Below are 23106 nucleotides of genomic sequence, written 5' to 3' on the forward strand. Positions count from 1 at the left end.
TCAACAACCCTGCGGGTCAGTACACCTGGCCCCGGACGGAATCCGCAGCGTCACCGGCCCCCACAGCCCCGACGACAGCTGGGATGCGAAGGCCCAGGCGGTCGGCGTGGCCTCCGCGAGGTACGGCGCCAGCGTGCCCCGGACCGTCACCTCCAGCCGGACGGTCCGCCCCGCGGCACCGCGCAACGGGAAGCGGTACGGCGGACAGAACGCCTCACCGGCGAACTCCCCGTCGACCGACACCTCCACGCTGCCCCGCACCCGCCCGAGATCCAGCACGGGATCGGGCCCGGGCGGCACGTCCAGCGCACGCGCATACGTCACGCCCCCGCTCCAACCGCCCAGCCCCTGCTCGCGCCAGTCGCCCAGCGCCAGCGGTGCCGGCACGGTCCGCACCCGCACCGGCCCGCGCCATGCGGAGCCGCCCCGCAGAACCGCCGTGGGCTCGGTGACCACCTCGACCCGGGTGGGTGCCGAGAGCGGTTCACGGAGCGTCAGCCGGTCGCCCGCCAAAGCCAGTTCCGGTCCGCCGCCGACCCGCACGCGCGCGGGCAGCGCCAACGGCAGCTCCAGCGACACCGTTCCCGCCGGCACGGTGAACCGGAAGCGCTGCGGCGACGCCCGGACGCCGTCGGTGGACCGCGACGGCCACACGGCGCCGCCGAGCAGCGGACGGCCGTTGAGCCACACGGTGTCCGGCAGCGGGTGCGGCCGTACGGCCGCATGGCAGTGCTGCAACTCGCCCCGCCTGCGCGTGTCCTCGACGGTCCGGCCCCGCCACGCGCCCGTCTCGGCCTCCCAGCCGGCGCCACTGACCAGGGCCGTCACCTCGGACCCCGAGCGCGCCACCAGGTCGACGAACACCCCGTCCCGGACATCGTCGGTGTCGGTCACGACCTCCAGCGTGTGCTCGCCCGCCCCGAGCTCGAGCTCGTGACGGAAGAACATCGGCACGGCGCCCCAGTCCGCCTCGTAGTACTCCACCTTCTCCTGCCGCGCCACCACGGCCCCGTCGAGCAGCACGGTCACCGCCGACGCGGCACCCACGACGAGCACCGCCCGCCCCCCGCCGCCCGGGACCCGGAGCCGTGCGCGACAGGCGACCCGGCCGTCGGGCCGGACCCCGTCGGGCGGGCGCATGAACCGCGGCCGTGGCCCGAGCCCGCCCGGCTCGGAGAGGCAGAAGAAGCTGCCGAGCGGTGTGCCGGCGGCGGCCGAGATCGTCGAGGGCCGGTCCTGGGCGTCGGCCAGTTCGTACTCGAGCACGTTGCGGTCGCGGGCCACGGTGACCGGGGCGGAGGCCAGGTAGCCGTCGTCGTACGGGGCCAGCGGCTCCCCGTTCCACCACACCCGCTTGACCGCCTCCGCGCCGACGTGCAGCTCGGCAGGCCCCCGGCGGCCGGTCTCCACGATCGCCCGGACCCGGGCGGCCGTCGCGCCGACCGGCACGGGAACGCGTACGAACTCCTCGTTCACCAGCCCTTTGGTACCCAGCAACCCTCCCTGGTCCGGGATGCCGCGGCTCGACGAGTACACCGCGACGTCCCAGCCCGAGTCCGCCGGCACGAGGGGCAGTTCGCCGGCCAGGACCCGCTGCACGCACGCGGCGTCCAGAGGCTCGGGAGCCTGATCGAGTGGCACCGGCGGCAGGACCCGGACCCGGTTGCCGTAGGTGACCCGGGTGCGCTCCCACACCGCCCCCTCGGTCCACTCCATGGTCCAGATCTGCGGCTCCTGCACGGACGCCCCCGGGGGCAGCGCCAGATCGCCCCAGGTGTTGTCCATCGTGGGGACCAGCCGGCCGTGCCATCCGGTCGAGACGTCGAGCACCCGGGCCGCCGTCCCACCCTCGGAGGGCGCCGATGCCGGACGGCCCTCACGCCAGACGACCAAGGCCGCCGGGGCACCGTCCAGCGGCACCTCGATGGTCGAGAGGGCGCCGTCGTCGCAGACCGACACGCGGGCGGGGCCGCGGGAACCGGTCGCCGGGTTCCAGACCTCGGCCTCCGCGACGCCTGCCCGGACGGTGACGGACGAGGTGCGGACCGGCTCGGGCGTGGAGCCGGGCGGTCGCAGCGGATGCGCGCCGATCTCCGGGAAGGCCGCCGTGACCAGAGCCACCGCCTCGTTCCCCTTCCGCCGGACGAGCAGCGGCACATGGCTCGTCGCGTGCCCGGCCGCGTCGGCCACCGCCTCGGCGGCGGCCTCCGGATCGCGCACCCGCTCCAGCCGGGGATGGGCCAGCAGAGCCGCGACGACCGAGTCGTCACCGGCCCGGCCCGCGGCCGTCCCGGGCGGACGGCCCACGACCACCACCCGCCCTCCCGCGTCGAGCAGTTCGGCCAGCCGGCGTGCCGTCTCCTCCTCCAGCACGCTCGCCGAGGGCAGCAGCACCACGCCGTACGCCAGGTCCCTGATCCGCAGGGCGCCCTCGGTGGCCTTGGCGCGCTGCACCGAGTCGTCGTCGACGACGTCGAAGGAGATCCCGTGCCGGTCCAGGGCACCGGCGTGCGGCCCGAGCCAGTTGTTCGTGCCGCACAGGTCCAGGTAGTGCCGCTGGGTCTCGTCGGCGTCGGCATGGCCGTCGCCCAGCCGGCCGTCGCCGAAGTGCCGGACGGGCTCGTCCAGCGGGACGAGGGCCTGCATGGTGGCGGTGGGGTGCAGCACCGCCACGTCCGCCGCGTAGCCGCCCCACGACATGATCGAGCAGATCCGGGCGACGGCCCGGGAGAACGCCGGGTACTGCTTCCAGTAGGGCTGGCGCCAGTCGGTGGACGGCGGCGCCCACTCGAACCAGCCGCCCGCGGTACCGAAGTAACTGGCGTGCGGGTTGTACAGGTTGGCGCCGCTGCGCAGGAACGGCAGCAGCCAGTCGTAGGTGTCCTCCAGCGTGCCGCCCCAGCCGGAGGAGTGGAACGCCTCGATCCAGACGCGCTCGTGGCCGTAGAGGTGGGCCATGGAGGAGTGCACCTTGGCGTCGCCGTGGTGGTCGCTGCCGGCGGCGCCGTACCAGCGGTGGGTGCGGAAGTAGTCGGTGTAGATCTGCGTGGACTGGGCCGGGTAGCCCGCGCGGGCGGGGTGGCTCTGGTCGCTGCCCAGCAGCAGGCCGCGCTCGCGGTGCCAGGCGGCCAGCGGCCGGAACAGGGCCTCCTCGGTCAGCTCCGCGCGGACCGCGTAGTAGTCGGCACGGACCTTCCCCTCCGGCACGCCGGCGTCCGTGCCGAACAGGGCCGGCAGGTGGTCGAGCAGGTCGTAGCCGCGCCGGGTGCGGAACTCGTCGGCGAAACGGTGGCTCCAGGCGTTGGTGCCGGGCAGTTCGTCCTGGAAGCTGCCCGCGATGACGGTGCCGAGGTAGTCCGGTACGCGGCGGTCGTACTCGTGGTGGACCGTGTCCATCAGCAGGCCCACGGCGTGCGGGTCCAGGTAGTCGAACGCCGTGGGGACGGCGGTGACGAGCCGCACCTCGGTCCCGTCCGGGGCCGCGATGTGCCCGACCCCGGCGAGGTCGAGCCGCCGGCCCTGCCGGGAGTACGCCGCCAGCGGCGTCTCGGCATCCGCCAGGCCGACCGTGCCCCGGGAGACCCTCACGTCACGGCAGCGCAGCGCGAGTCCCGCCGCGCCGGGATGACGCCGTGTCACACCGCCCTGCACATTGGCCCCGGAGAACCCGATCTGGTCGTAGAACCACAGCCGCGTGCCCAGCTCCGCGGCGATCTCGCAGGCGTCGGTGAAGCGCGCCCACCACTCCTCGCCGAACCACGCCGGATCGTCGGCCCGGGCCCCGAACGTCGGGCCGGCCGGGGCCAGATTGATGACGACGAGGTTGTGGACCCCGCCCTCGGCGAACGCCCGCAGCTGCCAGGCGAGTCGCTCTCGGGTGACCTTCGCTCCCGACCACCACCACAGGGGAGTGGGGCCGAAGTCGCGGGGCGGATCGTCGAACAGTCGCCGGAGCTCGGGGGAGATCACGGACACCGTCCTTCCCCTAAAACGTTTTTAGGCCACCTTCACCGTAGGCGAGCTGGAGCGGCCGCGCCATATCCCTGTGACGGCGCCACGGAAGTCGGCGTCATGTCACCCATGCGCGCGCGACACCTTGTTGCAACGTTTTTCTCGCCCTATATTCGCTGCGACCAGGCCCCCGGAACCGCGATGTCACCAGACGACGGAGTCGCATCATGGCCGGTACCCGCCCCATCCCCAAACCGCTCTGGAAGGCCGCCGCCCTGTCGGGCATGGCCTCCTATCTCGACGCCGGGCTGATCGTGAGCATCTCCGTCAACCTGGCCGTCTACCGCGACAGTTACGACATGGGCGTGTGGATGGCCGGGGCGATCAGCGCGATCGTCACCGGCTGCATCGCCGTCGGATCCCTCGTCGGCGGACGGCTCGCCGACCTCTTCGGCCGCCGCCGCGTCTACAACTGGGACATCTTCTGCTTCGCGATCGGCGCCCTCGTCATCACGCTCGCGCCGGACGACATCACCCTGCTGGCCGGTGTCCTCGTCGCGGGGCTCGCGGCCGGCGCCGACCTGCCGACGTCCCTGGCCGTGGTGTCGGACGCGGCGCCCTCCTGGGCCAGGGGCAGGCTGGTGGCGTTCACCCAGGTCATGTGGATGCTGGGCATCGCCGTCGCCATCTTCCTCGGCTTCGTCCTGTCCACCACCGGCATGACCGGGGCCCGGCTCATCACCGGGCAACTGGCCGTCGCCGCACTCGTCACCTGGGCCCTGCGGTCCCGGCTGAAACTGTCCGACGAGCCGTCGGAGACGGATACCGAAACCGCCCCGGAGGGCATCTCCCTGAAGGGTGTATGGAGCCGCGCCGCGCTGCTGCCGATGGCCGCGACGTTCTTCTTCTACGTGACCTGGGGCCTCGGGGCCAACACCTTCGGCCAGTTCGGCACCTATCTGCTCGTCACCGTCAGCGACGCCTCGCAGAGCCTGGCCACCGGAATCAACCTGGCCTTCATCCCGATCGGCGTGCTCCTGACGTTCGCCTTCGTCCGGGTCGCCGACAGCCCCTGGCGCGACCGGCTGTTCCACGTGGCCGCGGTGGTGCAGATCCTCGCCTTCGTCATCGCGTCCCTCACCGCGGGCGCACTCGTCGGCATGCTCGTCTTCTTCGTGCTCTACCAGCTCTCCAACCCCTTCGCCGGAGAGGCCAACTACAAGGTGTGGTCGCAGCTCACGCTGCCCGCGGACACCCGCGGCACCACCCAGGGCCTCACCTACGCCCTGTCCCGGGGCGTGTTCGCGGTCGCCGCGTTCTTCACCCCCGCCCTCGCCGACTACAGCCCGTCCGTCCTGCTCTGGACGATCACCGCCTGCATGACGGCGGCGGCGTTCGCGGGCGTGTTCATCATCCGCGTCCTGGTCCCGCGGTCCGCGAGCGCCGTACAGGACAGAGCGGACCTGCGCGTGTCCAGCACCTGAGCCGCAGCACATCTGACAAGGAGCACCGACCATGGCAACGACCGCGGACCGCACGGCCGTACGGACCGCCGCCCTGCACGACCTGCTCCCGCCGGTCACCCGGCGCCGCACCCGGATCGGGCTGGTCGCCGGCGGACTCGGCACGTACTGGCCGCAGTTCCCCGGCCTCCTCCCGCAGCTGAAGGAGTCGGCCGCCTATGTCGCCGAGCGCTTCCGGGAGATGGACGCGGAGGTGACCGACGCCGGGTTCGTCTCCGACGCCCAGGAAGGCGCCCGCGCCGCCGAGGAACTGCGGCGGGCCGACTGCGACCTGATCGTGCTGTTCCTGACGACGTACCTCACCTCCTCTATGGTGCTGCCGATCGCGCAGCGCTCGCACACGCCGGTCCTGGTCATCGACCTCCAGCCGTCCGAGAAGATGGACCACGCCGCCTTCGACACCGGGGCCTGGCTGGCCTACTGCGGGCAGTGCCCCGTCCCCGAGGTCGGCAACGTCTTCCGGCGCGCCGGCATCCCTTTCCGGTCGGTGTCGGGCTGGCTGCGGCAGGAGTCCGCCTGGCGGCGCATCGAGCAGTGGATCCGGGCCGCGCACGTCCGTGCCGCGCTCCGGCACGCCCGGCACGGCCTCATGGGGCACGTGTACCCCGGCATGCTCGACGTGCAGACCGATCCGACGCTGCTCGCCACGACGTTCGGCTCGCACGTGGAGGTTCTGGAGTTCGACGACCTCAGGCACCGCGTGGAACGGGTGACCGAGGCGGAGACCAGGGAACGGATGGCGCTGGCCCGGCAGATCTTCACCCTCGACGAGAGTGTCGTGGAGGAGGACTTCGCGTGGGGCGCGACCGTGTCCGTCGCCCTGGACCGGCTGGTGGCCGACTTCGAGCTCGACAGCCTCGCCTACTACCACCGCGGCCTCGACGGTGAACTGCACGAGCGGCTCGGCGCCGGCATGATCCTCGGCGCCTCCCTGCTCACCGCCCGGGGCGTGCCCGCGGCCGGCGAGTACGAACTGCGCACGTCCGTCGCCCAGCTCGCCTCCCAGAGCGTCGGCGCCGGAGGCTCCTTCACCGAGATCCAGGCCCTCAACTTCGAGGACGGCGTGGTGGAGATGGGCCACGACGGCCCCGCACACCTCGCCGTCGGCGCGCGCGACCCCCTGCTGCGCGGCCTCGGCGTCTACCACGGCAAGCGCGGCTGGGGCGTGAGCGTCGAGTTCGACGTCCGGCACGGGCCCGTCACGCTGCTCGGCCTCGGCCAGGACGCCGATGGCAGCCTGTGCTTCGTCACCTCCGAGGGCACCGTCGTACCGGGACCGCTGCTGGAGATCGGCAACACCACCAGCCGGGTCGACTTCGGCCGCGACCCGGGCGAATGGGTCGACGCCTGGAGCGCCACGGGCGTCGGCCACCACTGGTCCCTCGCGGTCGGCCGCCACACGGCGGACTTCCGGGCGGCCGCGAGCCTGCTGGGCATCGACCACCGGCAGGTGTGAGGCCTCGGCCGGACGGCGGAACGTGACGACGACGCCGATGACTCCCTCGATGAGCCGCAGCCGGTGCCCAGGAGGACGGAAGGGTGGGAAACGTGAATGACGGGGCGCCGGGCGATGAGGGTCAGGGCAGCACGAGCAGGACGGCCAACGCGATGAGCAGCGAGTCGATCCGGTCCAGCAGGCCTCCGGAGCCGGGTAGCCAGCGGCCGGCGTCCTTCGCCCGTGCACCTCTTTTGACCATGGACTCGAGAAGGTCCCCGGCCGGGCCGCCGACCGCCACCGCGACCGCCATCGGCCAGCTCAGCGAGGACAGCACGGCGAGCACACCGAGGCCGGCCGCGGCTCCGGCCAGCGTTCCGCTCCACCGCTTGGCCGGGGACAGTGGCGACAGCCGCGGCCCGCCCAGCCCTCGACCGGCGAAGTACGCCACGATGTCGGCGATCGAGACCGCCACGAACAGCGCGAGCGCACTCGCCCCGAGCACCACCAACCCGGCCAGCACACCCAGCCAGGCTAGCCCGAACAGGCCGGCGCAGAGCCGGCGCAAGCCATGGTCGGCGTCGCCGGCCAGGAGCGGCACCGCGGCCACCGCGAGCGCCCCGGTCGCGAGCACACGCAGCACCTGCCCGGGCGCCAGCCAGGCAGCCAGCACCACGCCTGCCACCGCCGCGGCCAGCACCACCCGGTCCACCCGGCCCAGCCGCATCAGCCCGCCGAACTCCATCACCGCGATCACCGCAACCGCGATGGCGATGGCCGCGGCGCCTGGTCGGCCCAACCAGAACGCACCGGTGACCAGTGGCACTCCGATCGCCCAGGCGCACCACCGGATCAGCAGCTCGCGGCGCCGGGACACCGCCACCGCGATGCCGCCCAGCGCCAGCGCACCACCGAGGTAGGGCGCCAGGGAGGCCACGGTGATCACCGGGCGGATCCGGCGGCGGATGCGCCCGAAGGCGTCGGAACGAGCGACGCCGAACCCGGCCGCAGTACGTCCAGGGCGGCCTGACACGCGGCCACGATGCGCGCGTTCTCGGCGGTGTCCTTGACCGCGATGCGCACGGTGCGCCCCTGGTACTGAGAGGACAACGGTGACAGGTCGCGCAGGTACACATCGCTGCGGCGGCACTCGTCCACCAGTTGCGCGGCACTCGGCCCGCCGGACGGCAGGGTCACGGTGAGGAAGTTCGCCACGGCCTCTTCGACCACCACGGCCTCGTCCAGCGCGGCCAGGTCGGCGGCCAGTCGCCGGCGCAGCGCGTGCGTGCGACGCCAGCAGTCGCTGTAGTACGCCGGGTCGCGCAGGGCTGCGACTGCGGCCAGTTGCGCCGGAAGGCTCACCGGCCAGGGCGGGGTGTGTCGGCGCAGCTGCGCCGCGGTGGTCGGCTCGGCCACCAGGTATGCGGCCCGCATACCGGACAGCGCATACATCTTGGACAAGGAGCTGCAGACCACTACCCGCGGGTCGTTCGCCGCGAGGCCGGCGAGCGACTCGGTCAGGTCGACATAACCCAGGTACGCCTCGTCGATCCACCAGCGGGTTCGGGCCGGCGCGGCGGCGATCAGCGAGCGCAGCTCGGCGGCCGGAGCGTGGCGTCCGGTCGGGTTGTTGGGGTTGACCACCACCACGAGGTCGTAGCGGCCGGCTCTGACGGCAGCAGACAGCCGGGCCGGATCGATCCGCCAGCCGTCTTCGCGGCGCAACGGGAACCGGTCCACCCGGCATCCGATCACCCGCTCCGTGACGTGGGCATACTCGCCGTAGCCCGGGTCCATCAGCAGCACTCTGCTTTCCGGGGTCAGCCACTGGCCGAATGCCCTGAAGATCAGGTCGGACGAACCGGCGCCGACCGCGAGCGTCTCCGCCGGCAGCGCCCGGGCCGCGGCGATGTCCGCCAGCAGTCCCTCGGCCCCGGTCGGAGGCGAGGTCCGGGCGGCCCAGGCCGGATCTTCCGCGAGTGCCGCCCGCACCCCGGGGGCCGGCGGGAACCAGGCATCCAGCACGTCGGCCGCGACCACCTGATGGCGTCGGTGCAGGCTGCGGAAGTCCGTGCCGATGGCCGTGAACGAAGCGCCGCCGTGTTCGCAGCCGTCCGGCCGGGGTGCGAACGCGACGTCCAGCCGCCAGTCCACTTCGGACCGCAGACGCTCCAGCGTGGTGCGGTATCGGTCTGTCGTGACCTTCGTCAGCTCGGCCACGCCGGCGGTCAGCACCTCGAACGTCAACGCACCGCTGTGGACGGTACGGCCGACCGGGCGCAGGCCGGCGGCCAGGTACATGTTGAGCAACTCGGTGCGCCCCATCGCCACCACCCGGCGACCGCCCCGGGCGGCGATCCAGCGCAGTGCCGCGTACATCAGCAGCGGGGCCGCCGCGGAGGCCCGCCAGCGCGGCTCGACGGTGAGGATGCGCACCTCGAACAGGCCGCCCTCGGTCAGCAGCGGCAACTCGTCGCGGGTCAGGTACTTGTCCAGCGCGTACCGCCCCAGCCAGGGCGGAGTCAGGCTGACAAAACCGATCCGGGTCGTGCCTCGCGCCGCGACCAGGTAGACGTTGTCGCCGTCCAGCCCGTCGTGAAGCCGCCCGGACGGATCCAGCGCATGCTGGCCCAGCTCCTCTGCGTACACGCGGTGACGCAGTTCGTGGATCCACTCGAGATCCTCCGGAACGGCAACGCGCAGCTGCAGGTCACGACCCATTATTTGACTCTTTCGACGCGGGGTGGGGCCGTTCCATCGTGGAGAGCGCAGAGCGGCCGCGACAGAGCCGAGCGGCACAATCAACCTGGGTACGCGTACTCAGGCGCAGTCGTCCCACGCGTGGCATCGCCGCCTCCGGCTGGAAGAGGACGGGTGGGTGTTGTCCCCACCCGGAGGACCGGCGTGGACACGGTCACCGGGCCCGGCAGCAGCCCGGCGCCGCGATGAGCACGAGGGCGTTCAGCAGGAAGATCCGCCGGGACGAGGGCACCGCGTACCGCCTCCTCGAGACCGTCAGCACCCAGCGTGTGCGCTGCCCGGCCGCGGCCATCCGTGACAGCACCCATCCTCGGAACCGAACACCCGCCCGTCGGCTCGGCGTTCATGGGGGGCGCCCACCGGGAAGGATGAGGGTTGGGCCGGATGGCGGAAGCCGCTGGAGGGGGGGAGAAGCTGAAGCCCTGGTGAGACAGCCGCGGCCGGCCGCACCGCCGCATCGGCGACCTGTCTCCCTCCGCACCGTCACAGGACCCGACCCCCAGGACGCGTCATGGCCTCGGCCGTGCCCTGCCGCGAAGCGCTCGGGTTCCGGGAAGGAGAAGCCGTGCCCCAGTCCGAAGACCACCGTCTGGTCGATCTCGAAGCACGACTCGAGCGGGAGGACCCCCGGTTCACCCGGGCCATGAGATCCGGCCGCCCCACCCGGCCCCGGGAGTACCGGCGCACCGGAGCCTGGTGGGGGCTGGCACTCGGCGTCGCCGTGCTGGGCTCCGGCATCGCCCTGGCCCAGGGGCTGCTCATCGCCGGCGGGCTGGTCCTCGTCGGCATGGCGGCCCAGCTGGCGGATCCGGACCCGGCCCGCATGACGCACCGGGGGTTCGGGCGACGCTGACGCGGGCGGCCGTCCGGGGGCCTCCCGTGACGCCCGGACATCGGGGAGTGTGCGCCGTCAGGGTGCCGTTGTAACCCGTGTGAACGCTCTGGATGGTGGGACCGCCCGGCATGACTGACGGTGGTTCATGTCGAGGCCGGGTCTCGTGAGCTGGCGAGGCGTCAGCTGCCCGGCTCGCGACGGAAGGACTCACCGATGCGCTCTGCCCGCATGCTGCTCGCGACGGCCACGGCAACAGCCGCCCTCGCGATCGCCGCACCCGCCGCCTACGCCGAGGCGATGGGTGACTGGGACCACGACACCACTTCCTACAGCAAGGAGCACCACAAGGACGGCGACCACCACGCGCCGCGCGGCGGCGTACACACGGGTGGCGGAGCACTCGCCGCGGTGACCGCGGACGAGGACTGGAAGACCTCCAAGCAGGACGAGGACTCGTCCGGCGCCATGAGCGACGAAGAGGGCAAGGAAGAGGGCAAGGAAGAGGGCAAGCACGAGGAGCAGGGCAAGGAGAACGGGCACGAGAAGGGCTCCTGGAAGGGCAAGCACGACAAGCCGCACGGCGGGATGCACACCGGTGGCGGAGCGCTGGCCGCCGTGACGGCGGGCGACGACTGGGAGAACTCCAAGTACGACCCGGACACGTACAAGGACGGCGAGGACGACTGGGGCGACAAGCGCAACGAGGAGGGCAAGGAAGGCGGACACGAGAAGGGCTCCTGGGAGGGCAAGCACGACCGGCACGACAAGCCGCGCGGCGGCATGCACACCGGTGGCGGCGGGCTCGCCTCCGCCCCGGGCGTGACCGCCGGCGGGCTGGCGGTGCTGGCGGTGGCCGGCACCGGCCTGTACGCGCTGCGTCGTCAGAGGGCCTCGCAGGGCGCCGTATGACCCATGCCTGACCTCATAGCCGGCCGTGGCCGCCGCACGTGCCCAGCGCGTCGCGGCGGCCCGGCTCGTCCTCCCGCGTGCCGTGCCCGCTGCCGTGCCTGAATGAGGTGGTCCTTGATGGCAGCCAGTCCTCCCGCTCTTCCCGACCCCGGCCCCGAACCGTCGAGGCGGCGGTTCCGCACCGTCGTGACGGTGCTCTGGGCGGTGGCCGCCCTCGTCCTGACCGTGAATCTGTTCGGCGGCAGCGGCGAGTCGACCGACGATGCCGGCCCGCCACACGCGCCGCCTGCCGTGGCAGCCGCCTCGGCCGTCCCCGATCTGCCCGACACGCGGTCCACGTCCGCGGCGCCGCACCGGTCGGCCGCGTCCGGAGCCGGCCCGCAGCTGCCGCGGTCCCGCCCGGTCCGCCTGCTGATCCCCAAGATCTCGGTCGACGCGCCCTTCACCGACCTCGCCATCAACCCTTCCGGACAGCTGGAGCCCCCGCCGCCGAACGACACCAACCTCGTCGGCTGGTACGCCAAGGGCCACACCCCCGGAGAAGCCGGTACCGCCATCATCGCCGGGCACGTGGACACCCCGACCTCCCCGGCCGTGTTCGCCGGACTCAGCGAGCTGAAGAAGGGCGACCGGTTCCAGGTGGCACGAGCCGACGGCAGCAAGGCCACCTTCGCCGTCGACCACACGGAGTCGTTCGAGAAGGACGCCTTCCCCAGTGACCGCGTGTACGGCGACACACCCGAGGCCCAGGTCCGGCTCATCACCTGCTCGGGTTTCTACGACCGTCAGGCCCGGGACTACACCGAGAATCTGGTCGTCTTCGCCCACCTCGTCTGACTTCCGGGGCACCGGCCTGACTAGGTGTTTTAAAGTGACTGCCACCAGTTCAGGCGACTGTGGGACCTGTGAGGGATTCGCGAACCATGACGACCGAAACGTTTGAGTTCCAGGTAGAGGCGCGTCAGCTGCTCCAGCTGATGATCCACTCGGTCTACTCGAACAAGGATGTCTTCCTGCGGGAACTCGTCTCCAACGCTTCCGACGCGCTCGACAAGCTGCGTCTGGAGAAGCTGCGGGACGACTCGCTCGACGCCGACGTGTCGGACCTGCACATCGAGCTCGACGTCGACAAGGAGGCCCGCACCCTCACGGTGCGGGACAACGGCATCGGCATGTCGTACGACGAGGTCGGGCAGCTCATCGGCACCATCGCCAACTCGGGCACGGCCACGTTCCTCAAGGAGCTGAAGGAGGCCCAGGACGCCGCCGGGGCCGAGGGACTCATCGGCCAGTTCGGTGTCGGCTTCTACTCCGGCTTCATGGCGGCGGACGAGGTCACCCTGGTGACCCGGCGCGCCGGCGAGGGCCAGGGGACGCGCTGGACGTCGCGCGGCGAGGCCACGTACACCCTGGAGAGGGTCGACGACGCGCCCCAGGGCACGTCCGTCACGCTCCACCTCAAGCCCGCCGACCCCGAGAACCAGCTGCACGACTACACCTCCGAGTGGACGATCCGGGAGATCGTCAAGCGCTACTCGGACTTCATCACCTGGCCGATCCGGATGGTCCCGGAGGCGAAGGACGGCGAGGGCGCGCCCGAGCCCGAGACGCTGAACTCCATGAAGGCCCTCTGGGCGCGCTCGCGCGACGAGGTGTCCGACGACGAGTACCACGAGCTGTACAAGCACATCAGCCACGACTGGCGCGAGCCCCTGGAGACGATCCGGCTCCAGGCCGAGGGCACCTTCGAGTACCAGGCCCTGCTCTTCGTCCCCTCGCACGCCCCGCACGACCTGTTCACGCGGGACTTCAAGCGCGGCGTCCAGCTGTACGTGAAGCGCGTCTTCATCATGGACGACTGCGAGGCGCTGCTGCCGCCCTACCTGCGCTTCGTCAAGGGCGTCGTCGACGCGCAGGACCTCTCGCTCAACGTCTCCCGCGAGATCCTCCAGCAGGACCGGCACATCCGGATGATGCAGCGCCGGCTGACGAAGAAGGTGCTGTCCACGGTCAAGGAGTTCCTCGCCAAGGACGCCGACCGCTACCGCACGTTCTGGCGCGAGTTCGGCACCGCCCTGAAGGAGGGCCTGGTCACCGACTCCGAGAACCGCGACGCGATCCTCGCCGTCTCCTCGTTCGCGACGACGCACTCCGACGACGAGCCGACCACGCTCGCGCAGTACGTGGAGCGGATGAAGGACGGTCAGGACGACATCTGGTTCATCACCGGTGAGTCCCGGCAGAGCATCGAGAACTCCCCGCACATGGAGGCGTTCCGGGACAAGGGCATCGAGGTCCTGCTGCTCACCGACGCCGTCGACGAGGTCTGGGTCGACGCCGTCGGCGAGTACGAGGGCAAGAAGCTGCGGTCCGTCACCAAGGGCGAGATCGACCTCGACGGCGAGGGCGAGGAGAAGGCCGGCGAGGAGCGGGAGAAGCAGGCCGAGGAGTACGCCGGGCTGCTCGGCTGGATGCGGGAGCAGCTGGACGAGGACATCAAGGAGGTCCGCCTCTCCACGCGGCTCACGGTCTCCCCGGCCTGCGTCGTCTCGGACGCGCACGATCTGACCCCCGCCCTGGAGAACATGTACCGGGCGATGGGCCAGGAGGTGCCGCGCACCAAGCGGATCCTGGAGCTCAACCCCGGCCACCCGCTGGTGAAGGGCCTGCACGAGGCGTACCGGGCGAGCGAGGACCGTGCGGAGCTCGGCGAGTCCGCCGAGCTGCTCCACACCCTGGCGGTGCTCGCCGAGGGCGGTCAGCCCAAGGACCCGGCGCGCTTCGTCAGGCTCGTCGCTGACCGCCTGGAGCGCACGTTGTAGTCACGGGGCGGATCAGGGGTGGTCCGGGGCGCCCGCCGCCCGGGCACCGGGCGGGGTCGTGCCGGTGCCCGGCGGGACGATCTCGCCCTGGACCACCCGCGGCGCGGGGGCCGTACCGGCCTCCTCGTCCTTCGCCGCGCGGGCCTCGGCCTTGAGGATGCGGGCCGCCTTGCCGGCCGAGCGGGTCAGCTCGGGGAGCTTCTTCATCCCGATGACGGCTATGACGACGATGAGAATGATCGCGATCTCGCTCAGTCCGAACATGGTGTCCTGTCCTCTCTCGCCCGGGCCGGGCACGGCGAGAGCGTATCGGGCGGCGAGCACGGCGTGATCGCCGTATCGGGATGCGGCAGCAGGTGCCGGCGCAGGTGGGGCAGCATCCCGCGGTCGAGCAGCTCCTGCCGCCAGACCAGCCGGGCGTGCTCCACCTGGTCGGCGGCCGGGGTCGCGCCGCGCCGGCGCAGGGCCGTGCGCAGCAGAGCGGCCAGGGTGACGAGGCTGGTCACGGCCGCCACCAGCGCCAGGGTCCAGCCGGCCGCGACGAGCGATCCGGGCAACGGGCCGAGGGTGTCGGCGAGGTGCAGCAGAGCGCCGGTCAGGAGCAGCGCCGCGGCGGACGTCCCCGCCACGAGCGGTGTGAGCACCGCGAGGGCCGGCAGCAGAGTGCCCGTGCCGAGCGGACCCCGCGCCTCGTGCCGGGCGGCCCTGCGCACGGCGAGATACGAGCGGTACGGCTCGTCGGCCGCCGCCGCGATGTCGTCGGTGCGGTCGAGGGCATGGGCGCGCAGGTGCGCTGCCGCCCGGCCGGCCGGGTCGGCGCCCAGGGCGTCACGGATGTCCGCGGTGCCCAGCGCGTGCTGCAGTACGGCTTCGAAGTCCGCGCGGTCGTCCGGGCGGAGGCGGGACGGGTCGGCCACATGGTCTCCCGGTCGGTTGCTGGTGCGGCCGCCGGGCCCGGCCACCCACGGCGGGCCCGGCGGCACGGTCGGTCCGGGTCAGACGCTGACGCCGAAGTCGGAGGCGATACCGGCCAGACCCGAGGCGTAGCCCTGGCCGACGGCACGGAACTTCCACTCGGCGCCGTGCCGGTAGAGCTCGCCGAAGACCATCGCGGTCTCCGTGGAGGCGTCCTCGGACAGGTCGTAGCGGGCGATCTCCTGGCCGCCCGCCTGGTTGACGACCCGGATGAAGGCGTTGCGGACCTGCCCGAAGCTCTGGCCGCGGTTCTCGGCGTCGTGGATGGACACCGGGAACACGATCTTGTCGATCTCGGCGGGCACGGCGGCGAGGTTCACCTTGACGGACTCGTCGTCTCCCTCGCCCTCACCGGTGAGGTTGTCGCCGGTGTGCTCGACCGAACCGTCCGGGCTCTTGAGGTTGTTGTAGAAGACGAAGTGTTGGTCCGAGGGGACCTTGCCGGAGGCGTCGAGGAGCAGGGCGGAGGCGTCGAGGTCGTAGTCGGTGCCGGTGGTGGTGCGCACGTCCCAGCCCAGACCGACCAGGACGGCGGTGAGGCCCGGCGCCTCCTTGCTGAGCGAGACGTTGCCGCCCTTGGACAGGGAAACTCCCACGAGGTACTCCTTCTTGAGCGCTTTGACGTGTGCGGTTGGATGACAATCTGAAATCTACAGCAATGTAGAAGCAGATGGGATGGGAAGGGCGGATCTATACGATGTCCGCAAGGGCAACGCAGGGCTGCGAAACGGAGGCAGGGCGGTGACGGGTCCCGGGCAGCGTCCCCGGCGGGGACAGGGCGAGCTGGAGGCGCTGGTGCTGTCGGCGCTGCGGGAGGCGGACGGCCCGGCCACGGCCGGCTGGGTGCAGGAACGCCTGGGCGGTGACCTCGCGTACACGACGGTGATCACGATCCTGACCCGGCTGCTGGGCAAGGGCGCGGTCACCCGGGAGCGGGTCGGCCGGTCCTTCGTCTGGACGCCCGCCTCGGACCAGGCGGGCCTGGCCGCCCGCAAGATGCGCAAGGTGCTGGACGCCGAGAGCGACCGCGGGGCCGTGCTGGCCAGCTTCGTCACCGGCCTCGGCCCGGACGAGGAGCAGCTGCTGCGCGACCTGCTGGATCAGGCCCAGGGCGAAGGGGAAGACTGACGCCTCATGGGGGTCTTCGTCTTTCTGCCACTGATCCTGCCGCTCACGGCCTGGCCGGTCGCCCGCCTCGCCGAACAGCACCTGCATCCCCGCACCGCGACCGGGCTGCTGACGGTGCTGGCCGTGGTGCTGGCGCTGTGCAGCACGGTGTGCCTGGCGTTGGTGATGGTGGTCGGCACCGCCCAGCTCCCCGGCAACCCGCTGCCGGACGGCTGGTCCGACCCCGAGGTGCGGGCGGCGGTGCCGTACGACGAGGTCGTGGGCAAGGCCGCGATTCCCGCGCTGTGTGCGGTGGTTGTCGCCTGTGTCCGGACGATGCGGAGGCACGTCCGGGTACGCCGTCAGGCGCATCTCGCGCTGGCCGGGCTGCCCGGTACGGAGGTGGCGGTGCTGCCCGACGCCGTGCCCTACGCGTATGCGTTGCCGCCCGGGGGGCGCCGCGGCGGCGGTGTACCGCGTGCCGGCGCCGACGGACGCGGCCCGCGCCGGGGGCGTGGCCGTGTCGTGGTGACCACGGCCCTGCTGGACCGGCTCCGGCCGGCCGAGCGGCGGGCTCTGTTCGCCCACGAGAGGGCGCACCTCGCCGCACGTCACGACCGCTATCTGCTTGCCGTTCAGCTGGCGGCCCGCGCCAACCCGTTCCTGCGGCCGCTGCGCTCCGCCGTGGCGTACACGGCGGAGCGGTGGGCGGACGAGGAGGCGGCCGGGGTGATCGGCAGCCGCCGCACGGTGGCGAGGGCGATCGGCACGGCCGCGCTCGTCTCGCGGGGTACCCCGCTGCCCACGCTCGCGGGACTCGCCGCTCCCGGTCCGGTGCCGCGCCGGGTGGCGGCACTGCTCGGCCCGGCTCCCGCCGTGCACCAGTGGCCGCCGGCGGGCACGGCGGTCGGACTGGCGGCGTGGGGCGCGGCCGCGGGAACGGCCGTCTCGGCGCTGTCGTCCGCGAATTCGGCGGTGACGATGGTCCTCATCCTGCACGCGGCGACGCCCCTCTGAGGGGCTGGAGCGCGCTGAGCACCGCGCGCACCGCGGTTGCGGAGGGCCATGCCTCGTTCCTCCGCAACCGCAACCGCAACCGCAACCGCACCCGTCACCGCTCAGCCCACGATCCGGCCCAGCTCGATCCGGTCGATGTTCGGCGCCCACGCAACGGCGTTGCCGAACGTCACCTTGTTCGCGCCCTTCGCCAGGTCGACCGGGACGCCGACCGTCCAGTAGTCGTCCCAGCTCCAGGTGTTCTTGAAGGTGACCTTCTGCGCCGCGGCGCCCCCGACCTCGATGTCCGCCGTACGGGACATGATGTCCGTGTTGTAGGCGTGGCCGTTGTCCCGGCGGTCGTTGTGCGCGTAGTGGACGACCAGCAGATAGTGGCCGGACCGAGGTGCGTCCACCGTGAACTCGGCGGTGCTGGAGGCACTGTTGCCGAGCCAACCGATGGAGGACCCGGCGGACGCGTGCGGGGAGTCGACGAGCTTGGCCCCGCCAGCGAGCGTGGCCGAGGCGCCCTCGTAGGAGAGGGTGCCGGCGGCCGAGCCGTCGCCGGAGACGTCGAGGGAACGGACGGCGGAGTGGCCCGACGTCATCGCGACCCGGTTGTTGCCCGCGACGAGGTACAGCCGCAGCGGTCGGCCGGGCGCCGCCGTGACCGTCTCCCCGTGCAGCGAGAGCTTCACGGCCGCCGAGGTCCGCGGCACCACCGTGTAGTAGCCGTCGCGCGGGGCGTAGACGTCGAACACGGCCTTGTCTCCGGAGCGCAGCACCAGGGAGCCCGTGCCCACACCGGCCGACGAGGTGTAGTCGTACGACGGCTTGCCGCTGATGTCCGCCAGCGTGGCCTCGTAGGCAGCGAAGGGCGCGCCCGTCCGCTTGGTCAGGTCGATCCGGTCCAGCGTGACCTCGGCGTCGCCCTTGGACAGGATCAGCTGGTGCGTGCCGGCCTTCAGCTGGACACTGACGTTCTTCTTGGCGCGGTACGTCCAGTTCTCCGTGGAGGGGTAGGTGACCGTCACCGGGTCGGCGCCGTCGACGATCAGCTTCTGTGTGGCGGGGCCGCCGGACTGGTTGCCGTAGAGGATCGCCAGGTCGTAGGTGCCGTCCTTCGGCACGTTCACCGTGAACGCGACCTTGCTGCCGGGCTGGTTGAGGGAGCCGACGTCCTTGGTGCCGGAGGCCGCGTAGCCGTTGGCGTTGCTCACCGTGCCCTGGGTGTAGACCTTGCCGTCGGTGAGGGCCGCGTCCTCGGCCTCGTACGACGCCGACCACGGGACGGACGCGGCGGACGGGGTGCCCGAGCCGCCGGGGGTGAGGACGATCCGGTACGCCGACATCTTGTGCAGGCCGCGCAGCGGTACGGTCGCCGAACCGTCGTCCGCGACCTTCACCTTGGTGCGCGCCAGGACCCGCGGAGCCGCGTGCTGCCCCTCGTATCCCGACCACGCGGCCTCGGCGACGGTCGCGGTGACCGTACGGCCGAAGACGGATCGCGGGACGTTGCGCACGACCACGTCCGAGTCGCCGTCGGCGCCTCCGAGCAGCACCTGGGCCTGGCGGCGGGAGGTGTCCAGGGAGGCGAGGCCCTGGAGGGTGTCGATGGTGTTCGGCTGCGGCGGCGTCACCTTCACGGTGTTCCCGGTCAGGCCCGCGTACCAGCGGAACAGCCACCAGCCGCCGTTGGGGATGTTCGAGCGCACCACGTGGCCGCTGAGATTCCCGGCGGCGTCCCAGTACGCCATGTTGGCGTACACCTTGTTGCGCTCGAACATCGACACCCACTGCACGAGCTGCCCGGGCACGGACAGGTCGCGGCGGTTGGCGTACTCGTCGATGTTGATCTTCAGCGGGGCGACACCCGCGTCGCGCTCCAGCTTGCGGTAGTCGTCGTAGTGGGCCTGGAAGTCGCGCAGGGAGCCGGAGCCGAGTTCGTGCCAGGTCATGATCTGGGGCAGCACGTTCTCCCGCTTGGCGAAGGCGAGGAAGTCCTTCAACAGGCGGGTGTGGTAGGCGGCCTCGTTGGGGCCGGCGATCCGGGCGTCCGGGTCGATCGAGCGGATCCGGTGGTACACCGTCTTCCAGTCCTTGAAGAACCGGTCGCGGTTCTTCTCGTACTGGGCCTGGTCGGCGACGTCGAGCTTGTACCAGATCTGGTCGGGCTCGTTGAACGGGATGTAGACGAAGCGGTCGCTGTTCGCGTGGGCCGAGACCTCCTTGACGATCTTGTCGACCTTGGGGAGGTAGTCGTCGATGCCGAGGTCCTCGTACGGCCACTTGGCGTAGATGTCCTGCATCATCACGTTGATCTCGCCGCCGCCGGTGCGGAAGAACGACTTGGAGACGGTGAGCGCGTCGCCGTTGGGGTGCTGGGCGCCGCCCTCCGGCTTCTGCGAGATGCTGGTGATCTTCAGCGGCTCCATCACGGCGTCACTGGGCACCCCGTCGTCGCTGAGCCCGTACAGGGAGCCGTTGGCGCCGAGCATCACCGGGCCCTCGGAGGCGTCGAGGTCGACGGTGAGGCGTTGCGGGTCGGCTGCGGCTGCGGCTGCCGCTGGACCGGCCGCGGGGAGGGTGGCTGCCATGGCGGCTGCTCCAAGTAGTGCTGTGAACAGGGCGGTTCTGGTACGGGATCTCGTGCGGGTGGGGGTGATCACGCTGCTGGACCTCCAGTCACTTGACGGCTCCGCTGGTGATTCCGGACACGATCTTTCGCTGGCCGACGAGGAACACGGCGACCATGGGCAGGCTCATCACCACGACGTACGCGAAGACGAGATGCCAGTTGTTGAGGTAGAGCTGGGCGCTGGCGACCTGGTAGAGGTTGAGCGGCAGGGTCGCCCGGTCTCCGCCGCCGAGGACGAAGAACGCGTAGAAGACGTCGCTCCAGGCGTAGAGCATCACCATGATCGTCGCGGTGGCGATGACCGGCCGGAGCAGGGGCAGGACGATCCGCCAGAAGACCCGGGACGGCGACGCCCCGTCCATCCGGGCCGCCTCCTCCAGCTCCAGGGGAATGGCGCGGATGAAACCGGTCATGAAGAAGATCGACGTCGACAGATACATGCCGGTGTAGACGGCGATCATGCCGGGCCGGGTGTTGGCCATGCCCAGTTGCCGCAGCTCCATCACGATGGTGATGACGGCGGGCGGCAGCAGCAGCCCGCTGATGCACAACGCGTACGCCGCCGACACCAGCTTCGACTTCCGGCGTGCGAAGACCCAGGCGGCGCCCGCGCCCAGGATCAGCACCAGGACCACCGAAGGCACCACGACCAGAAGGGAATTGAGGAAGCCCCGCAGCATCTCGCCCTCGCCCACGGCGTCCGCGTAGTTGGCGGACGGCTGCCACTGCCGGGGCAGGTCGAGGTTCGGCTCGATGGCCTCCGCCTGCGGTTTGGCCGAGGTGACGGCGACCAGCCACAGGGGCACGCCCACGGCCAGACCGGCCAGCAGCAGGACCAGGGCGGGACGGCCCCAGTGCCACACCGGGGTCATAGCATCTGCTCCCTTCGCCGGAGCCCCACGACCAGCGGAATCGCCACGGCGACCACGACCAGGAAGAGCACGAGGCTCATCGCGGAGGCTTGCGCGTACAGGCCCTGTCCGAAGATCCGGAACATGTAGATGTTGAAGACCTCGGTGGAGGCCGCGGGCCCGCCGCCGGTCGTGGCCTGCACGATGTCGAAGGTGTTCATCGAGCCGATCAGCGCCGTCGTGACGTTGAAGGTGACGGCCGGCGCGAGCATCGGCCAGCGCACCGACCAGAACGTCCGCCACGGCCCGGAGCCGTCGATCCGGGCGGCCTCCAGCATGTCGCCGGGGATGCCCTTCAGCCCCGCCAGATAGATCAGCATGGACAGGCCCATCCACTTCCAGCCGTGGATGAGGGTGACGATCACCAGCGTCCAGGTCGTCGAGCCCAGCCACGGGATGTCCGTGCCCAGGACGGAGTTGACGGCGCCGTCCTGGTCGAGGAGCGCCTGGAAGACGTACCCGGTCGCGAGTGCCGAGATCAGCACCGGCAGGAAGAAGACGGCCCGGAAGAACCGGTTGAAGCGGCTGTCGTCCTCCAGCAGCAGCGCCAGCACGAGCCCGAAACCGTTCTGGAACACCGCCGCCAGCAGTGCGTACACCAGCGTCGTGCGGATGGCGCGCAGCAGCGAGCCGTCGTCGGCGATGGTCCGGAAGTTGTCCAGGCCCGTGAAGGCGATGTCCGCGTGGTACGAGGACCAGTTGGTGAACGGGTAGTAGAAGTTGAGCAGGTTCGGGACCAGGAAGAAGACCGCGAAGACGGCGATCGCGGGGAGCGCGAACCACCACGGGTGGTGCACGGCGGCGCGAGGAAGCCGTCCCCCGCCCTTGGAAGTGCCTGGCGCAGCCGACTGCTGGTGCGTACGTACGACCGTGTCCGCCATCGTCAGAACCCGGGCGCGCCCTGGGCCTTGGCCACCTGCGCGAACTGATCCTGGATCGCCTGCGCGACCTGCTGCGGGCTCTTCTTGCCGAAGATCATGTCGGCCAGGTACAGGTGCGTGTCGGGGGCGACGATGGCCTTGGCCTGGAACACCCCGATGGCCTTGGGCAGGGCCCCGACTTGGGCCTTGGACGTCTCGGGCAGCCCGTCGGGGGTGGGCACGGACGGCTGCACGGACGGGATCTTCATCGCCTTGATGTAGTCCGGGTAGTCCGGGCCGAGCCAGAACGCGAGGAACTGGCGGGCCGCGTTCTGCCGCTTCTCGTCACCGGTCTTGAAGGCGACGACCCCGTTGGTCTGGTCGGGGGAGTACAGGCCGGTGGCCGAGGAGTTGGCGACCGGGAACCAGCCGATCCTCTTGTCGATCTCGGCGGTGGAGTACTTGGCCTGCAACTGGCTCTGGAAGGAGGTGACGTTGAGGACCATGCCGGCGTCCCCCTTCCACAGCGCGTCGGCCTGCCCGGTGAACGTGCCCGTCCGGTAGTTCTTCTGGGCGAGCCCGGCGTCGAGCAGTTTCTCCTTGTACTTCTTGATCGCGCCGACCACGACCGGGTCGGTCCACTTCTTCTTGCCGGCGTTCAGGTCGGCCCACCACTGCTGGTCGAGGTCGGTGAGCTGGATCTGCATCTGCCACTGGAGCGGCCATTTGTCGCCGCCGGCCTCGTAGAAGGCGGCCGCGTCGGTCTTGCCGGCGACCTTGCGGCCGAGCGCCAGCAGCTCGTCATACGACTTCGGGAAGTCCTTCTCGCCCAGCCCGGCCTGCTTGAAGACATCCTTGTTGTAGTAGACGCCGAGCATCGCCGGGCTGGTGACGATCGCCGCGTAGCGCTTGCCGTCGATGACGCCGAGGGACCTCTCCGTGTCGCCGAGCTTGGAGACCCACGGCTCGCCGTCGAGGGTGAGCAGGTTCTGCTGCGGCTGGACGAACGGCAGTGTGGAGATGGACGGCTGCCAGAACATCAGGTCGGGGCGGTCGCCGGAGGCCAGCTTCGTCGGCACGTTCTGCTCGTAGAGGTCCGGGATCGCCTGGGTGTCGACCTTGGCGCCGGTGGCCTTCTCGAAGGCGTCGATGACCTGCTTGGGCGCGTTGACCGTGTTCTGGGCGGTCCACATGGTCAGCTTCACGCCGTCCAGCCGTGCGGTCGGGTTCACCGCCGTCCGCTCGGCGTCGTCCGAACCGGAGTCCCCGGCCGTCGGGTCACTGCACGCGGTGGCGGCCAGGCCGGCGGCACATATCAGCGCCAGGGCGGGGAGAACTCTTCTGTCCATCTCGTGCCTTTCCGAGCAGCGGTTCGGTTCAGGAG

The 23106-nt window shown here is 71.3% G+C and carries 19 protein-coding genes; 8 read left to right on the top strand and 11 right to left on the bottom strand.

The window, feature by feature from the left end; translation table 11 throughout:
• On the bottom strand, positions 1-3969 hold the full coding sequence (locus AB0G20_RS08915) for a glycosyl hydrolase (protein ID WP_361298061.1): 3969 nt from the start codon (positions 3967-3969) through the stop codon (positions 1-3).
• A gap of 209 nt (positions 3970-4178) precedes the next feature.
• On the opposite strand from AB0G20_RS08915, the gene AB0G20_RS08920 reads away from it, so the two are divergent.
• Together AB0G20_RS08920 and AB0G20_RS08925 are read left to right on the top strand one after the other, a co-directional pair.
• Positions 4179-5435 carry an MFS transporter gene (locus AB0G20_RS08920; protein WP_361298064.1) on the top strand — a complete coding sequence of 419 codons (1257 nt, stop codon included), beginning with the start codon at positions 4179-4181 and terminating at the stop codon, positions 5433-5435.
• A gap of 31 nt (positions 5436-5466) precedes the next feature.
• Entirely contained in the window at positions 5467-6930 is a 1464-nt protein-coding gene (locus tag AB0G20_RS08925) for an L-fucose/L-arabinose isomerase family protein (protein WP_361298067.1), read from the top strand.
• 121 nt (positions 6931-7051) lie between these two features.
• Here the strand turns inward: AB0G20_RS08925 and AB0G20_RS08930 are convergent, their stop codons facing one another.
• From AB0G20_RS08930 to AB0G20_RS08940, 3 genes are all read right to left on the bottom strand, one after another.
• Positions 7052-7855 carry a phosphatidate cytidylyltransferase gene (locus AB0G20_RS08930; protein WP_361298070.1) on the bottom strand — a complete coding sequence of 268 codons (804 nt, stop codon included), beginning with the start codon at positions 7853-7855 and terminating at the stop codon, positions 7052-7054.
• Positions 7852-9630, bottom strand: coding sequence for an aminotransferase class I/II-fold pyridoxal phosphate-dependent enzyme (locus tag AB0G20_RS08935; RefSeq protein WP_361299344.1), 1779 nt, complete (start codon positions 9628-9630; stop codon positions 7852-7854). The genes AB0G20_RS08930 and AB0G20_RS08935 overlap by 4 nt, the downstream gene beginning before the upstream one ends.
• A gap of 193 nt (positions 9631-9823) precedes the next feature.
• On the bottom strand, positions 9824-9973 hold the full coding sequence (locus AB0G20_RS08940; protein WP_361298073.1) for a hypothetical protein: 150 nt from the start codon (positions 9971-9973) through the stop codon (positions 9824-9826).
• 261 nt (positions 9974-10234) lie between these two features.
• On the opposite strand from AB0G20_RS08940, the gene AB0G20_RS08945 reads away from it, so the two are divergent.
• From AB0G20_RS08945 to htpG, 4 genes are all read left to right on the top strand, one after another.
• Positions 10235-10522 (top strand): DUF3040 domain-containing protein, encoded by a 288-nt coding sequence (locus tag AB0G20_RS08945; RefSeq protein WP_361298076.1) that lies wholly within the window; start codon positions 10235-10237, stop codon positions 10520-10522.
• Between the two features lie 195 nt (positions 10523-10717).
• A complete protein-coding gene (locus tag AB0G20_RS08950) occupies positions 10718-11413 on the top strand; it encodes a hypothetical protein (protein ID WP_361298079.1) in 696 nt (231 codons plus the stop codon).
• A 117-nt stretch (positions 11414-11530) separates the two neighbouring features.
• Positions 11531-12250, top strand: coding sequence for a class F sortase (locus tag AB0G20_RS08955; protein ID WP_361298082.1), 720 nt, complete (start codon positions 11531-11533; stop codon positions 12248-12250).
• 86 nt (positions 12251-12336) lie between these two features.
• Positions 12337-14235, top strand: coding sequence for a molecular chaperone HtpG (gene htpG / locus AB0G20_RS08960; RefSeq protein WP_361298085.1), 1899 nt, complete (start codon positions 12337-12339; stop codon positions 14233-14235).
• A 12-nt stretch (positions 14236-14247) separates the two neighbouring features.
• Here the strand turns inward: htpG and AB0G20_RS08965 are convergent, their stop codons facing one another.
• The 3 genes from AB0G20_RS08965 to AB0G20_RS08975 form a co-directional block, all read right to left on the bottom strand.
• Positions 14248-14499, bottom strand: coding sequence for a twin-arginine translocase TatA/TatE family subunit (locus AB0G20_RS08965; protein WP_361298088.1), 252 nt, complete (start codon positions 14497-14499; stop codon positions 14248-14250).
• The gene (locus tag AB0G20_RS08970; protein WP_361298091.1) at positions 14487-15152 is read right to left on the bottom strand and encodes a hypothetical protein; all 666 of its coding nucleotides are present in this window, start codon (positions 15150-15152) and stop codon (positions 14487-14489) included. Before AB0G20_RS08970 ends, AB0G20_RS08965 begins: the two co-directional genes overlap by 13 nt.
• A gap of 78 nt (positions 15153-15230) precedes the next feature.
• Complete coding sequence (locus AB0G20_RS08975; protein ID WP_361298094.1) at positions 15231-15806, bottom strand: TerD family protein; 576 nt, start codon at positions 15804-15806, stop codon at positions 15231-15233.
• A gap of 145 nt (positions 15807-15951) precedes the next feature.
• On the opposite strand from AB0G20_RS08975, the gene AB0G20_RS08980 reads away from it, so the two are divergent.
• Entirely contained in the window at positions 15952-16338 is a 387-nt protein-coding gene (locus tag AB0G20_RS08980; RefSeq protein ID WP_361298097.1) for a BlaI/MecI/CopY family transcriptional regulator, read from the top strand.
• 6 nt (positions 16339-16344) lie between these two features.
• Complete coding sequence (locus AB0G20_RS08985; protein WP_361298100.1) at positions 16345-17334, top strand: M56 family metallopeptidase; 990 nt, start codon at positions 16345-16347, stop codon at positions 17332-17334.
• Between the two features lie 101 nt (positions 17335-17435).
• On the opposite strand, the gene AB0G20_RS08990 is transcribed toward AB0G20_RS08985, so the two are convergent.
• From AB0G20_RS08990 to AB0G20_RS09005, 4 genes are all read right to left on the bottom strand, one after another.
• Positions 17436-19910 carry a CBM35 domain-containing protein gene (locus tag AB0G20_RS08990; protein ID WP_361298103.1) on the bottom strand — a complete coding sequence of 825 codons (2475 nt, stop codon included), beginning with the start codon at positions 19908-19910 and terminating at the stop codon, positions 17436-17438.
• Between the two features lie 88 nt (positions 19911-19998).
• Complete coding sequence (locus AB0G20_RS08995; protein ID WP_361298106.1) at positions 19999-20823, bottom strand: carbohydrate ABC transporter permease; 825 nt, start codon at positions 20821-20823, stop codon at positions 19999-20001.
• Entirely contained in the window at positions 20820-21743 is a 924-nt protein-coding gene (locus AB0G20_RS09000; RefSeq protein ID WP_361298109.1) for a sugar ABC transporter permease, read from the bottom strand. The genes AB0G20_RS08995 and AB0G20_RS09000 overlap by 4 nt, the downstream gene beginning before the upstream one ends.
• Before the next feature lie 2 nt (positions 21744-21745).
• Positions 21746-23071 (bottom strand): ABC transporter substrate-binding protein, encoded by a 1326-nt coding sequence (locus tag AB0G20_RS09005; protein WP_361298111.1) that lies wholly within the window; start codon positions 23069-23071, stop codon positions 21746-21748.
• Between the last annotated feature and the right edge of the window lie 35 nt (positions 23072-23106).

Source organism: Streptomyces sp. NPDC024017, from assembly GCF_040638895.1.
In the GTDB taxonomy this organism is placed as follows: domain Bacteria; phylum Actinomycetota; class Actinomycetes; order Streptomycetales; family Streptomycetaceae; genus Streptomyces.

Excerpts from the sequence above, each read along its gene's own strand:
- AB0G20_RS08965 (WP_361298088.1), bottom strand. The coding sequence starts at position 14,499 with ATGTTCGGACTGAGCGAGATCGCGATCATTCTCATCGTCGTCATAGCC.
- AB0G20_RS08925 (WP_361298067.1), top strand. The coding sequence starts at position 5,467 with ATGGCAACGACCGCGGACCGCACGGCCGTACGGACCGCCGCCCTGCAC.
- AB0G20_RS09005 (WP_361298111.1), bottom strand. The coding sequence starts at position 23,071 with ATGGACAGAAGAGTTCTCCCCGCCCTGGCGCTGATATGTGCCGCCGGC.
- AB0G20_RS08985 (WP_361298100.1), top strand. The coding sequence starts at position 16,345 with ATGGGGGTCTTCGTCTTTCTGCCACTGATCCTGCCGCTCACGGCCTGG.
- AB0G20_RS08935 (WP_361299344.1), bottom strand. The coding sequence starts at position 9,630 with ATGGGTCGTGACCTGCAGCTGCGCGTTGCCGTTCCGGAGGATCTCGAG.
- AB0G20_RS09000 (WP_361298109.1), bottom strand. The coding sequence starts at position 21,743 with ATGGCGGACACGGTCGTACGTACGCACCAGCAGTCGGCTGCGCCAGGC.
- AB0G20_RS08955 (WP_361298082.1), top strand. The coding sequence starts at position 11,531 with ATGGCAGCCAGTCCTCCCGCTCTTCCCGACCCCGGCCCCGAACCGTCG.
- AB0G20_RS08990 (WP_361298103.1), bottom strand. The coding sequence starts at position 19,910 with ATGGCAGCCACCCTCCCCGCGGCCGGTCCAGCGGCAGCCGCAGCCGCA.
- htpG (WP_361298085.1), top strand. The coding sequence starts at position 12,337 with ATGACGACCGAAACGTTTGAGTTCCAGGTAGAGGCGCGTCAGCTGCTC.
- AB0G20_RS08995 (WP_361298106.1), bottom strand. The coding sequence starts at position 20,823 with ATGACCCCGGTGTGGCACTGGGGCCGTCCCGCCCTGGTCCTGCTGCTG.
- AB0G20_RS08920 (WP_361298064.1), top strand. The coding sequence starts at position 4,179 with ATGGCCGGTACCCGCCCCATCCCCAAACCGCTCTGGAAGGCCGCCGCC.
- AB0G20_RS08950 (WP_361298079.1), top strand. The coding sequence starts at position 10,718 with ATGCGCTCTGCCCGCATGCTGCTCGCGACGGCCACGGCAACAGCCGCC.